The sequence below is a fragment of the Streptomyces justiciae genome, from assembly GCF_015163075.1.
Lineage (GTDB): Bacteria > Actinomycetota > Actinomycetes > Streptomycetales > Streptomycetaceae > Streptomyces > Streptomyces justiciae.
The window spans coordinates 435,346-448,323 of the sequence record NZ_JADDXU010000001.1; the positions used below are offsets into that span (position 1 = coordinate 435,346).

9 protein-coding genes are annotated in these 12,978 nt (G+C 74.0%); 3 read left to right on the forward strand and 6 right to left on the reverse strand.

From position 1 onward, the window contains the following. Positions 1-3 precede the first annotated feature (3 nt). Both IQ210_RS01965 and IQ210_RS01970 read left to right on the forward strand, forming a co-directional pair. Positions 4-417, forward strand: a complete 414-nt coding sequence (locus IQ210_RS01965) for an acyl-CoA thioesterase (RefSeq protein WP_194076178.1) — start codon at positions 4-6, stop codon at positions 415-417. Next, entirely contained in the window at positions 414-1,082 is a 669-nt protein-coding gene (locus tag IQ210_RS01970) for a hypothetical protein (RefSeq protein ID WP_194076180.1), read from the forward strand. Before IQ210_RS01965 ends, IQ210_RS01970 begins: the two co-directional genes overlap by 4 nt. Positions 1,083-1,136: 54 nt before the next feature. Here IQ210_RS01970 and IQ210_RS01975 read toward each other — a convergent pair whose 3' ends face one another. The 4 genes from IQ210_RS01975 to IQ210_RS01990 form a co-directional block, all read right to left on the reverse strand. After that, a complete protein-coding gene (locus IQ210_RS01975) occupies positions 1,137-2,093 on the reverse strand; it encodes an ABC transporter ATP-binding protein (RefSeq protein WP_194076182.1) in 957 nt (318 codons plus the stop codon). Between the two features lie 229 nt (positions 2,094-2,322). Continuing rightward, entirely contained in the window at positions 2,323-5,046 is a 2,724-nt protein-coding gene (locus IQ210_RS01980; RefSeq protein ID WP_194076184.1) for an FtsX-like permease family protein, read from the reverse strand. Position 5,047: 1 nt separating this feature from the next. Continuing rightward, positions 5,048-8,269 (reverse strand): FtsX-like permease family protein, encoded by a 3,222-nt coding sequence (locus IQ210_RS01985; RefSeq protein WP_194076186.1) that lies wholly within the window; start codon positions 8,267-8,269, stop codon positions 5,048-5,050. Positions 8,270-8,455: 186 nt separating this feature from the next. Further along, positions 8,456-8,860, reverse strand: a complete 405-nt coding sequence (locus IQ210_RS01990; RefSeq protein ID WP_109498755.1) for a globin — start codon at positions 8,858-8,860, stop codon at positions 8,456-8,458. A 69-nt stretch (positions 8,861-8,929) separates the two neighbouring features. Between IQ210_RS01990 and IQ210_RS01995 the strand changes: the two genes are divergently transcribed. Further along, a complete protein-coding gene (locus IQ210_RS01995; protein WP_194076189.1) occupies positions 8,930-9,919 on the forward strand; it encodes a methyltransferase domain-containing protein in 990 nt (329 codons plus the stop codon). A 12-nt stretch (positions 9,920-9,931) separates the two neighbouring features. On the opposite strand, the gene IQ210_RS02000 is transcribed toward IQ210_RS01995, so the two are convergent. Further along, entirely contained in the window at positions 9,932-11,494 is a 1,563-nt protein-coding gene (locus IQ210_RS02000; RefSeq protein WP_194076191.1) for an FHA domain-containing protein, read from the reverse strand. A gap of 48 nt (positions 11,495-11,542) precedes the next feature. After that, positions 11,543-12,889 (reverse strand): vWA domain-containing protein, encoded by a 1,347-nt coding sequence (locus tag IQ210_RS02005; protein ID WP_194076193.1) that lies wholly within the window; start codon positions 12,887-12,889, stop codon positions 11,543-11,545. Positions 12,890-12,978: the final 89 nt, after the last annotated feature.

Genomic DNA, 12,978 nt, shown 5'->3' on the forward strand with positions numbered 1-12,978 from the left:
ATCTTGCGGCACCTCTACCACTGCCCGCTGCGCTGGGCGGACATGGACGCGTACGGCCACGTCAACAACGTGGTCTTCCTCCGCTACCTGGAGGAAGCTCGTATCGACTTCCTGTTCCGCCCGGAGAAGGACTTCAAGCAGGGGTCCGTGGTGGCGCGCCATGAGATCGACTACAAGCGGCAGCTCGTCCACCGGCACACGCCCGTGGCCATCGAGCTGTGGGTCACGGAGATAAGGGCCGCGTCCTTCACCATCGCCTATGAGGTGAAGGACGAGGATCTCGTGTACGTGCGGGCCTCGACCGTCATAGTGCCGTTCGACTTCGAGGCCCAGCGGCCGCGCCGGATCACCTCCGAGGAACGCGAGTTCCTGGAGGGATACCGGGACGACGACGAGGAGGAGGCCGTCGCCGCATGACGGTGCTCCACCTCGCCGACGAGGGGGAGGCGGCGGATCTCGCGGCCTTCCTCTCCCGTCTGCTCCACTACGACCGCGGGGCCGCCGTACGGCTCCAGGCCGCCGGGACCGCGCTCGCCGTGTTCGGGCGGCCGCCGTCCTTCGAGGTGCTGGCGATCCGCGCGGTGCGGCTTGCCAAGCCGTACGAGGACGGGCTCGACGTCACGCTCGATGTGACCGTGTCGGCGGGGGAGTTGCTGGAGTCCGTCGACGAGGACGCCGCCACGGCCGGGGTGCCGGAGGCGGTGACCGGGCCGCCGTGGGCGGGGGTGCTGCCGCCGCGCGGTGGGTGGCAGGTCGTCGCCGGGCTGCCCGCGCCTGATGCCCTGCGGGGCATGGTGGGGGCCGGGGTCGCCGAATTCCGGGCGCGTACGCAGGAGTTGGCGGCCGAGAGTCGTACCCGTGCCGAACTCGACCGGGTCGGGCGGGAGATCTGGTCCCGGACCGTCGGGGAGACGGAGTTGCCGGTGCGGGCCGTGCATGCCGCGCAGTCGCTCGGATTCCTGCGCGGTGACGGGGAGTTGGCGCTGCTGTCGTGTGGTGCGTGGCTGCGGTTGCGTACGCCGTACGGGTCGGTCGCCGTGCGGCGGGCGGGGCTTGGGGCGTTGGGCGTCAGCGTGCGCTGAGCGCCCCTGCGCTGTGTGCCTCTGGGCCTCTGTGCCGCGTATCCCTGTGTGCGGTCAGTTGTGGTCGCTGTCGTCCGGCCAGATGCCGATGTGGTCGGGCTCCAGTTCCAGGGCCACGCGGTCGCGCATGTTGAGGGCCTCCGTGTACTCGGCGGGGAGTTGGAGGCGGCCGGCTCGGTCGAGCATGGCGTATTCGCGGGCCACGACCGTCTCGTGGCCGGTCGTCGCGTCGACCTCGCTGCGGCGCAGGACCTCTGTGGAGGTGCGGCCGTCCCTGATGGCGACCGTGCGGCGGACCTCGTCGGCGACCGCCTGGTCGTGGGTGACGATGACTATGGTCGTGCCGAGTTGTTCGTTCGCGGTGCGGAACGCGGCGAAGATCTGTTCCGCGGTCTGGGAGTCGAGTTCGCCGGTGGGTTCGTCGGCGAGGAGGACCGCGGGGGCGTTGGCGAGGGCGACGGCTATCGCGACGCGTTGTTGCTGGCCGCCGGACATCTGGTGGGGGCGGCGGTCGTGGCAGTCCGCGATGTCCAGCAACTCCAGGAGTTCCAGGGCTCGTTCGGATTTCGCCTTGCGTGGGGTGCGGGTGGCGGAGAGCTGCATCGGGAGGGTGATGTTCTGGGCCGCGGTGAGGTAGGGGAGCAGGTTGCGGGAGGTCTGCTGCCAGACGAAGCCGACGGTTTTGCGGCGGTAGGCGAGGCGGTCCTTCGCGGTCATGGTGAGGAGGTCGTGGCCGGCGACTCGGGCGGCGCCTGCGGTGGGGGTGTCCAGGCCGGCGAGGATGTTCATGAGGGTGGACTTGCCGCTGCCGGACGCGCCTACCAGGGCCATGAGTTCGCCTTCGCGGACCAGGAGGTCGAGGCCTTGGAGGGCTTGGACCTCTATGCCGTCCGTGGTGAAGATGCGGACCAGGCGGTCGCAGGTGATGAGGGCGTCGTGGCCGTAGGTGGGGGTGTTGCGGGCTGCGGTGGCCTTGGTGGTCAGGTCGGCGAGGGTGGGGTTGGTGGTCACTGGGGCCTCCTGTTGTCGCTGGCCTGAGTGGGGGTTGCTGTGGGCGGGGTTTCGCTCGCCCGCGCTGGCGGGGTGCCGCTTTCTTTGGGCCGGGTGCCGCCCCAGCGGCACGACTGCCCGCAGCTCAGCGCTCCGCTGGAGGCGCCGCGTGGTGTCGTTGTTCGGCTGCGGCGCCGTTGTGGCTGGTCGCGCAGTTCCCCGCGCCCCTTCACGGCGTTGCTCTGACCGGTCATCGCGTGTCGCCCGCTCTCAGTTCTGCCACCGACCCTCGTCTCCCCGACCACCACGCCTGTACGCCCGCCACCCCCACCGTCACCAGCACCACCGCAGCCGCCGGGATTGCCAGGGACGCGGGGGACGTGCGCAGCTCCGCCCCTCCTGGGGCGGACGGTGAGGTTGCCAGGGCGATGGTCGTGAGGTCGATGCCTGGGGAGAGGAGGTGGACCGTCGCCCAGCCCGTCAGGATGCCGCCCGCCGCCGCCAGTACCGCCTGTGGCAGGGACTCCAGGATCAGGAGGTGGCGGGCCTGGGAGCGGGTGAGGCCCATCGTGCGGAGGCGGGCCAGGAGGGCGGTGCGTTCCGGGGCCGCGCGGAGGAGGGAGAGGAGGAGGGCGAGGACGGCGTAGCCGGAGCCGGCCGCCACCGCTGCCGTGTAGATGTCCTCGGCGCCCGACTGGAGCGGGGAGTTCACATAGCGCGCCCGTTCCTCGGAGCGGGTCTGGACGTGGGCCGCCGAGCCCGTCGCCTTGCGCAGATCCTTGCCGGACAGGCCCGCGCCCGTCAGCAGCAGCGTTGTCGGGCGGGCCGAAGCGCCGCTCAGGGCCGATCTGTCCACCACCAGGAACTCCGTGCCGTTCACCGCCGGGGTCCGGTCCCGTACGAGGGTGATGCGGACGGTGATCGTCGTCGTGCCGTCCTCCAGCAACACGGGGAAGGGGCGGGTGCCGTACGTCTTCGCCACCGACGGGGAGGCCAGGGCCGGGATCGCTCCGGATGCCCGCGCTCTCGTCAACTGGCCCTTGGCGTACGGGCCGAGGTCCGCAAGCCTCGCCAACTCCGCGTATTCGTCCGGCTTCACGCCCACCAACGGCACCGACTGGCTGCCGTCCGTCGGTTTCGCCTGGTACGCGATGCTCACCTCGGTCAGACCCTCCACCCCCGGTTGGTGGCGGAGTCGAGCCGCCAGGCCCCTGGGCAGGGGGCCGTCCGCATCGACCCGGGCGTCCGCACCCACCGCCAGCAGCGCTGCCTGGTCGCGGGCTTCGGAGACGCCCGTCAGGACCGAGCCGCCGAAGGCCGCCGTCGTCAGGGCCGTCAGCAGAGCGAGGAGAGGCAGTACCGCGGAGGCGGACGTGCGGCCCGCGCGGGCCAACGAGAGGTGGGCCACCGCGCCGCGCAGGCGGCCGGCGGGGCGGGCCAGGCCGCGCAGCGGGAAGGGGTAGAGGCGGACCAGGACCAGGGCCGCGATCACGCCCGTCAACGCCGGTGCCACATAAGCCAGTTCGTCTCCCGACGAGCCCCTTCGCCGCAAGGTCTCCACCGCCGCCAGCGCCAGCACCAGCAGCGTCAGCTCCGCGACCGTGCGGCGCCGTGAGGGTCGTAGCGTCGCCACGTCCTCGCGGCCCGTGTGCACCCGTACGACCCGGTGGGCCGCCACCGCGCGCAGCGGGAGCGCGGCGCAGGCCGCGGCCGTGACGGTGGCGGCCGCGGCGACGGCGTACGTCGTCCGGCCCTCCGGAACCGTCAGCAGGGCCGCCGTGAGGCCGAGGGCGCCGGCCGGGACGGCGACCGTGGCCGTCTCGGCGAGGAGGCGGCCGGCCAGGCCGCGCAGGGACGCGCCCCGGGCGCGCAGCAGGGCGAGCTCGGTGCGGCGGCGGTCGGCGGCGAGGCCGCCCGACATGAGCAGGACGACCGCGGCGACCGTACCGGCGCCGAAAGCGGCCACGGCGACCAACGGGGCGACACCCTCGCGCAGTTCGGAGTAGCCGGTCAGGATTTCACTGAGGTCGGTGTCCGCGTCGGTGAGGCCGCCCGTGATCGTGCGGGCCTGCTGGAGGGCCGGGCCGGACTCCAGGGAGGCGACGGCGGACTTCAGGCGGTCCACGTCGTAGGCGTGCAGGGCGTCCAGGTCGGGCGCCAACTGCCAGTAGCGCCATGGGACCGCCGGGGTGCCCAGCATGGCGGGCGCCGACTCGGGGGCCAGCAGCAGGGCGCCGAGCCAGTACTTGTCGGCGTCCGAGCTCGGCCCCGGCATCCGGATCAGGGCGGGCTCGTGGAGGAGCGGCTGGGCCGACCAGAAGGCGCCGGACGGCTCGCTCGGGGTGACGATGCCGGTGACGCGGACGGCCAGCGGGGCGCGGGACTCGCCGGGCACGTGGATGACCGAACCGACCTTGATGTGCAGGGACTTGGCGGTCCGCGCGCTGACCGCGGCCTCCACCTCCGGCGTCATCGCGTCCGCGGGCGTGGCGCGCGGCAACCGGCCCCGGACCGAGCGCACGTGGTCGGCGAGGCCCTGCTGGGCGATGAGGGCGACCTGCGCGGGCGTCCCGGTCGGCCGCGGGATCCAGGGGTCCGGCACCTCCAGGTTGGTGGAGCTGCGCACGCCGTACGTCGACTGGTCGCGGTCGACGACGAGGGGCCTCTCGACCGTGGCGAGGATCTTCTCGTACTGCGCGCCGAGCGTGGCGGGGCGCAGGTCCATGTCCGAGACGATGCCGTACTCGGGACGGGCGTACAGCTGGATCGAGGTCCGGTCGGCGCCCGCCTGTTCCACGGCCCGGTGCAGGCCCGCGTCCGCGTACCGGTCGACGGCCCGGGGCAGGGCCGCGGCGAGGCACGCGGTCAGCGCCACCAGCAGGGCGAGCGCGAGCGCCGCGCCGGGGGCGGTGCGCAGCCGGGTGCGGACCCACGGGGCGACCACAGAGGTCCTACGGGCTACCGCGGCGGCCATGTCACTCCCCTCCCTGTTCCCGCAACGACACCAGCGGATTCGCCCGCCGCAGCGCGAGTACGGCCGTGACGACCAGCGGCGTCACCGCGACCGCCGCCAGCAGCAGGGCCACCTGTCCCACCGGCAGCTCCACCAGCACGTCCGGCACGGGCCGGGTCGCGTCGGTGGTGAGGACGACCAGCGGGATCACCGCCCGCGCCAGGACCGTCCCGAGCGCCGCCCCCACGATCAGCGCCAGCGTCACCAGGACGCCCTGCTCGACGGCGATCGTGCGGGCCAGCCGGCGGCGCGGGGCGCCCAGGGCGCGCAGCACCGCGAACTCGGTGTCGCGCTCCCGCAGCGAGCCCGTCGCGCTCACCGCGAAGCCCAGCGCGGCCAGCGCCGCCGCCACCCCGGCCGCCGCGGTGAACGCCGCCTCCGGGCCCGCCCCGAACGGGTCGTCCCGCAGCTCCTCGGCGATCTCGTCGCGTACCACGACCTGGGCGGGGTCCAGGTCCGGGCGGGCCCGCAGCGCCGCGGCGACCGAGGACGGCCGGTCCGTCTCCAGCCACCACTCCGTCGGCGTGACGCTCTCGCCGTACTTCGCCTCCAGCACCCGGTTCACGGACCGCAGATCGACCAGCAGCGCCCCGCCGGTCTCGCTCCCCGTCGTGGGCAGCGCCCGTACCGCGGCGACGATCCGCACCGGCAGCGTCCGGCCGCCGAACGTCACGTCCACGCGCTGCCCGGTGCGGGCGCCCGCCGAGTCGAGGAAGCGGTCGGTGGCGACGGCGGTGATCTGCGCCGCCTTGGGCTGCGTGGCCTGGAGCCGGACCGTCAGGGAGGCCAGGGTCCAGGTGTCCTCGCGCGGGACGTAACCGGTGCCGTACTCGACGGTCGTGCCGTGCACGCGGGGCGGGGCGGGGGCGTTGCTGCGGTCCGGGAGCTCCGAGGTGTTGTCGGAGACGGTCCGGGCCGTCCAGGCGGCGGGCAACACGAGCCGCTCTTCCACGTCTTGGGCCATCAGGGCCGTCAACTTGTCGAGCGAGAAACGCTGTTGATCGGCCCGTCCGCTCGGGACCGGCAGCACCAGCTGTACGTCGGTGAGCGTCAACTTGCCCGAAGGGACGGCCAGTTCCAGGGTGTGCGGGCGGTCGTCGGCCGGGAGCGAGCCGGCCGGGAGCCGGTACGGGGTGCCGTGGCGGTCCTCCAGGGTGACCGTCACATCGGCGGCCGTGCCCGTGGCCGCGCCGCGCAGGGTCGCCGTCAGGCGCAGGCGCGCGCTGCCCTCGGGGACGGCCGCCCCGGCCGACGCCCGCTGCGGACCGAGCCCGGCCAGCAGCGGCCGTACCGGCTCGGACGACAGGTCCCGGCGCAGCAGTACGGAGTCCGCCGCGTGCGCGGTGTCCAGCGCCAGCACCGTCGCCGAACGGTCGCCGGACAGGGGCAGTTCGGTACGGACCGCCGGAGCGGCCTCGCGTACGTGGGGGACGGCGGCGTAGGCGTCGGTGCGGCCGAGGTCGTCCTCGCCGTTGGCCAGCACCCGCACCGGCACGCCCGCGCGGAAGTCGGCCTGGTCGTCCTGCGAGCGGTCGAAGGAGGCGCCCTGCCCGATCGCCAGCATGCCCAGCGCCACGGCGAGCACCAGCAGCAGCACCGGGCCCGCGCCCCGCATCGGACGCCGCCCGATCTGCCAGCCCGCGAGGGCCGCGGCGAGGCCCCGCCCGGCGGCGGCCCGGCGTTCGGCGAGCCGGGCCAGCGGCGGCAGCAGCCGCAGGGTGAGGACCGTACCGGCGAGCAGCGCGAGGGCGGGGGCGGCGACCAGCAGCGGGTCGACGCCGAGGGTGCCCGAGCTGTCGCCGGTCACCGCGCCGGTCGTCTGCCGGCCCAGCTGCCAGTACGCCACCCCGGCCACCACCAGCAGCCCCACGTCCGCGCCCGAGCGCACGACGCCGGGCAGCGGGCGGGCCCGCCCGATCGCGAAGGACGACGTCAGCGCGGGCAGCGTCACCGCCAGCGCACAGCCCAGCGCCACACCCGCCGCGACCAGCCACACCCCGAGCGACCCGGCCGCCGGCACCTCCAGCTCAAGGCCGATCCGGGACAGCGCGCCCTGCCCGGCCAGCAGCCGGGTCAGCGGCCCCGCCAGCAGCGGCGCGCACGCCACCGCGGGCACCGCGAGCAGCAGCGCCTCCAGCGCGGCCAGCCCCGCGACCCGCGGCCGGGAGGCGCCGCGCGCCCTGAGCAGCCGGGTCTCGCCCGCGCGCTCGGCGCTCAGCAGCCGGGCCACCAGCAGCAGCGCACAGCCCGCGAGGAGCGCGAGCTGGAGCGCGACGATCAGCAGGGTGGAGCGCGAGACGAGCAGCGAGCGGTCGACGCGGTCGAGGACGGCCGGCAGATCGGTGTGCGCGGCCGTGGTGCCGCTGAGCGCCGCCTCGCCGCGCAGCGCCGCGCTGCCGTCGCGGGCCGCCTCGCGCAGGGCGCCGATCCGGCCGGTCGTCAGGGTCGAGAAGTCGGCCGTCGCCAGCCACGCCGAGGGCCCGGCGCTGACCTTGCCGCCGGTCAGGGCGTCGGGAGCGGCGAGCAGCGGCCCGTACGTGGTGAAGTCGAGCTTGTTGACGCCGCGGCCGTGGAGGTCGTCCAGGAGCTGCCAGTACGGGGCGTCCGTACGGACGGGGCGGTAGAGGCCGACGACGTCGACCTGCACCTTCGGGCCGCCGAGGCGGTCGACGAGGGTGAGGCGGGCGCCCGGCTTCAGCTTCAGCAGCCGGGCGGCGCTCTGGGGCAGCGCGACCTCGGTGGTGGCGGCCGGGGCCCTGCCGTCCGTGATCCGCACCTGGGAGGTGTCCAGGGCCGCGAAGTGGGTGAGATCCGGGTCCCCGGACCGCTCGGCGGGCGGCCGCAGCGAGCGGGGCAGCGCGTACGGGCCCGACTTCAGCAGGGTCCGCACGGTGACCGGCAGCCCGTCGAAGGTCTTGCGGGCGCCTTCGCGTACGGCGGTGTCGGAGGCGTCACGGGACGTGGCCGGGACGTCGGCCTTGACGACCAGGGCGGCGTCGGCGGCGTTGCGGGAGTCCGCGAGGGAGTGGCGCAGGGCGGCGTCGCCGATCGCGCCCGAGTACGCGGCGAGCGTCGCCAGGACCGCGGTCGTCAGCAGGACGGTCAGCAGCGCGGCGGCGAGCAGCGGGCGATGCGCCCGCGCCCGCTGAAGGACGAACCTCGCGAACCCCCCGTACCACGTCACCCCGTCACCCGACCCCCGTCGTGACCGTCATCCCCACCGCGGTCCGTCGTGTTGTCCAGACCTCCGGGCGATGCTGTCAGAGGGGGCGAGGGCGGGTAAGCGGTTGTGCGCCGGACTTGACCGGATCGTGATCGGAAATCGGCGTCGTACGACCGGAATTCGGGACTCAGCGCAGGAGCGCCGGGATCAGCCCTCGGTGTTCACCATCGACGCCGCCGCGTACGTCAGGTAGTTCCACAGCGTGTGCTCGTGCTCCTCGGACAGGCCGAGCTCGTCCACCGCCACCCGCATGTGCTTCAGCCACGCGTCGTGCGCCGCCCGGTCCACCTGGAACGGGGCGTGCCGCATCCGCAGCCGGGGGTGACCGCGGTTCTCGCTGTACGTCGTCGGACCGCCCCAGTACTGGATGAGGAACAGCGTCAGCCGCTCCTCGGCCGGGCCCAGGTCCTCCTCGGGGTACATGGGCTTCAGGAGCGGGTCCTCGGCCACACCCTCGTAGAAACGTCGGACGAGGCGGCGGAAGGTCTCCTCCCCACCGACCTGCTCGTAGAAGGTCTCCGTCTGAAGCGTGCCGCGCCGAATCTCTTTCACCCGTCCATCGTCTCAGACGGAGGGAACCAGGACTTGGGGCTTAGGACCCTTCCGCAGGACAGTGGAGACATGGGTGCGCACGCTCTCCACAAGGACCTGGAAGAACTGGCCGCCGAGGCGCGGGCCGCGCTGGTGGCGCAGATCGACGCGAGCGGGGCCTGGGCGGACGACCCGGTGTGGCGGGAGGCCTTCGCGGCCGTACCGCGGCATCTCTTCGTTCCGTACTACTACGTCGGCGTCATGGGCGGCTACGAGCGCCGCTGGGGCGAGAGCCCCGACGCCCGCGCCCGGGAACGCTGGGTGCGCGGCGCCTACGCCGACGCCCCGCTGGCCACCCGGCTGCGCGACGGCGAACTGGTCTCCTCCAGCAGCCAGCCCTCCCTCATGGCGATGATGCTGACCGCCCTGGAGGTCGAGGACGGCGACCGGGTCCTGGAGATCGGCGCCGGTACGGGATACAACGCGGCGCTGCTCGCCCACCGGCTCGGCGACGACGACCTCGTCACGACGGTCGACCTGGAACCGGACATCACCGAGGCGGCCCGGCAGCATCTGGCCGCCGCCGGCCACCACCCGGTCGTCGTCACCGGCGACGGCGCCCGCGGGGTGCCTGAACGCGCCCCCTTCGACCGGATCATCGCGACCTGCGCCCTGACCTCGATCCCGCCGGCCTGGCTCGCCCAGTGCAACCCCGGCGCCCGCATCCTGGCCCCGCTCGCCACCGGCCTCGTCGCGCTGACGGTCCGGGACCCGGGGTACGCCGAGGGCCGCTTCCTGCACACGCCCGCCTACTTCGTGCCGCTACGGGGCGAGGGGCGGCCGGAACCGGAGCCCGCCTCGCTGGGCGGGGTGCCGCGCCGGGCACGGGAGGACGAGCTGTTCCGCTTCCTGCTGGACCTCAGCCGGGGCAGCCTCACGCCGCAGGAGGCGTATCAGCTGTGGGAGCGGGAGGGACGGCCGCCGCGTCGGCGGTACGGCCTGACGGTGAGCGGCGGGGACGAGTGGGCGTGGCTGGACGATCCGGAGGGGCCGTACGCCTGGCCCCTCCGGTTGCCGTAGCGCTGCGTGCCGCTATCCGCGGCGGACCGTGATCGTCGTCCAGGCGCCCACGTGCACCCGGTCGCCGTCCTGGAGCGGCACCGGGACGAAGGGCTGGATGGGCTCCTCCGCGCCGTTGACCGTCGTACCGTTCGTCGAGTTCTGGTCGACGACCGCCCAGGAGCCGTCGGGCTGCTGGACCAGCACCGCGTGCTGGTGCGAGACGCCCGGGTCCTCCGGCGGCACCGACAGGTCGATGTCCGGGGTGTCGCCGGTGGAGTGCCGGCGGCGGCCGATGGTGACCTGGTTGCCGGTGAGCGTGCGCTGCTGCTCGGGCGAGTACGCGGGCAGGTTGAGACCGGCGGCCTCGGGTCCTGAACGCTGCATCATCGCCATGAAGTACTCGCGGTCCGGGCCGATGGTCGCGGTCCAGGTCGCCGGTCCCGCGGGCCGCTGCTGGAAGCCGGGGCCGGGCGGGGCCTGGGTGGAGCCGGGCTGCGGGTAGCCGTAGCCGCCGGGGGCACCACCGGGACCGCCGGGGGCGCCGGAGGACGGCGGGGAGATCACCCAGTCGTCCTCGCCGCCGCCGAAGGACGGACCGCCGGGCTGGGGCCGGTTCGTCTCCTGCGGGAAGGCGGGCGGGGCGGAGGGGCCGGACGGCGAGAACGCCGACGGGGCACCGGGACCACCGGGTCCCGCGGGCGGTGTCGGGCCCGGCGGGGGCGGGACCGGACGGGAGGGGTCGTTGCCGAAGGGGGAGGCGCCGCCGGGGCCGGGCGGGGCCTGCGTGGAGCCGGGCTGCGGGTAGCCGTAGCCGCTGGGACCACCGGGGCCGCCCTGGGTGCCGAAGCCGCCGGGACCGTTCGGGCCACCAGGACCGCCAGGACCACCAGGACCGGAGGGGCCACCGGGACCGCCAGGCCCACCCTGCGTACCGAAGCCGCCCGGGCCGCCCTGCGTGCCGTAACCGCCGGGACCGTTGGGCCCACCGGGGCCACCCGGACCGCCGGGAGCATTGGAGCCGCCGAAGCCACCCGGGCCGTTGGGCCCGCCAGGACCGCCGGAACCGCCGCCGGGACCACCGAAGCCGCCCTGGCCACCGGGTCCGCCCGGGCCGGGCGGCGGGGGCGGACCCGAGGGGTCGTTGCCGAAGGGCGGGATCGGCTCGGCGGGGCGGTTCATCTGGGACGGGCGGGAGCCCTGGTACTCGTACGAGTCACCGCCGCCGTACGACGCACCCGGCGGCGGGCCCTGGAAGCGCACGCCCGGGCCGGGGGCCGGCGGGCGCGGGGCGGCCGGGGTGTACGAGGTCGCCGTGTTCGTCAGGAAGTTCCACCGGCACTCCTCGCAGAACGGCGCACCGCCCTCACGGGGCGTGCGGCACTGCGGGCAGAGCTCCGGCTCGGGGTCCGGTACGGCGGACAGATGGGAGCGTCCGGGCTGGCCGCCGGCGCCCGGCGGGGGCGGCGGGAAGCCGTAGCCGCCGCCGGGGGGCGGCGGGGGAGGGGGCGGAGGCACGGCACCGGCCATGCGGTGACCGCAGACCTCGCACCAGTCGTCGGAACCCGACTGGTGTCCGTTCGGGCAGGTCGGCATGTCGGCGCTTCCCCCTCTCACGTAAGGAGACTTCTAGGTCGCTTCTGTCTACTTCTTTACACGAACAGTCTTTGTGGACCGGGTCTCGAGAGTCATCTCGTCGGCCTCCTCGACCTTCGCCTTCAACCGCACAGTACCTGTCGCGGCATCGACCACGTCCACCACCTTCGCAAGCAGTTTCGCAGTATCGGCGTTGCCGGAAGCGCTTGCGAGCTGAACGGCCCGGCCCAGTTTGGCCGTTGCTCCATCCATATCGCCCGCTTTGCGCAGATCGAGGCCTTGTTGGATGACTTGTGCAAGTTCGGCCTGGCCGGTGTAGTGGGCGACTTGGGGGTTGATCGACGTCGAGGCGACCATGTCGTCGGTCCACACCGCCCGTACCAGCCCCTGGGCGCCCAAGTTCTGTGCGCTGCCGTCGGGTTGGGGGATGACGAGGGAGACCCGGGCGGCCAGCATCTCCTGGCCGAGGTTCGCGACCGGGACCTCCACGCAGACGTGGTAGTCACGGGACTCGTCTCCCCAGGAGCCGGTGGGATAGTCCCCCGCGCGCGGGCCCGCCTCGGTGCGGCGGTCGGTCAACTCCTCGACGGTGGGCGCGACCTGCTTCACGAACCTGATCGTGGTGCCGACCGGCGTCCACACCCGCAGGGAGACGTCCGCGACCTCCTTGCCCATCGCCGTCTCCATCATCTGCGTGAAGTCGGCGGCGAGTCCGGCCGGGTCGGCGACGATGTCGGCGGTGCCGAGCAGGGCCGAGGCGATGCCTGTGACTTCACTCACTTCCCAGTCGGTGCCCACGCCTCGGGCGTCACAGGTGAAGCGTCCGGCGCAGGAGTCGAGGGCCGCCTTGAGGTCCTCGGGTGACTCGTGTTCATTGCGGCCGTCGGTGAGCAGGATGCCGTGCCGGATGGTGACGTCCGCCGAGGACAGCAGCCGGTCGGCGAGCCGCAGCCAGGTGCCGATGGCGGTGCCGCCGCCCGCGCTGAGCTTGCGCAGGGCCTGCTTGGCCTGCTCGCGGGTGGTGGCGTCGGCGACCGCGAGCCGCCCGCCGCCCGGATACACCTCCTTGGCCACGTGCGTGCCGCCGATCACCGCGAAGTGCACGCCGTCGCGCAGGGTGTCGACGGCCGCGGCCGTGGCGTCACGGGCGTTGCGCATCTTGGTCGGCGGGTAGTCCATCGATCCCGAGCAGTCGACCATGATCGCCACGGCCGCGTCCGGGCCCTGGCCCGGCGTGTAGAGATGGGGCGCCGCGACCGCGCTGCCGATGGTGCCGCCGCCGGTCGCGCTCACCGTGACGATCGCGTTGACCTCGCGGCCGCCCTCCGGCAGGTACTCGTTCTGGTACACGTCCACCGAGAACTGCGGCACGTTGGACTTCGAGAAATTGGCCATGCCTGATCGAATCCCCCTCGAAAACCCCACGGTTGCAGGGCATACGACTGTGTGCGGACCGGTCCCCTCCGGTCCCGCGAGGCATCCCC